Genomic DNA, 477 nt, shown 5'->3' on the forward strand with positions numbered 1-477 from the left:
GGATACTGCTGGCTGATGATGCGTTTTTTTATTTCCCGCGCGATTTGCAGATACTTCGCCGTCATTTCCCGGTCCTTATCCATTCAGTGAGTGGCTGGCAGGCTGGATACACCATCTGACCGCCAGGGCAGCGTTACATCGCTTCGCCGTTGCTGCGGAACACCTGCTTCAGCCATGCATAGCTCTTCTTCGGCACCCGCCGCAGGTCCTTGAGGTCATGGTTTTCGCGATTGACGTACACCACGCCGTAGCGCTTACGCATATCGCCCTGTGAGCTCAGGATATCGATTAATCCCCAGCCGAGATAGCCGATCACCTGCGCCCCATCCTCAAAGATGGCCGCTTTCATGGCGTTGATATGGTCGCGATGGTAAGCGATGCGGTAATCGTCGGCAATGGGATGTTCGCCGTCCCAGGACTCAATCACCCCGATGCCGTTTTCAATCGGGAACACCGGCAGGCGCCAGTCGTTATAGT

1 protein-coding gene is annotated in these 477 nt (G+C 56.0%); it reads right to left on the reverse strand.

Translation table 11 applies throughout. The features are described 5' to 3' along the window. Window positions 1-133 precede the first annotated feature (133 nt). Window positions 134-477 (reverse strand): family 1 glycosylhydrolase (locus tag M3147_RS18925; protein ID WP_251204944.1); only part of this gene is annotated, 344 nt, incomplete at its 5' end.

Origin of the sequence: Agromyces mediolanus, assembly GCF_023715325.1 — a bacterium.
Lineage (GTDB): Bacteria > Actinomycetota > Actinomycetes > Actinomycetales > Microbacteriaceae > Agromyces > Agromyces mediolanus_A.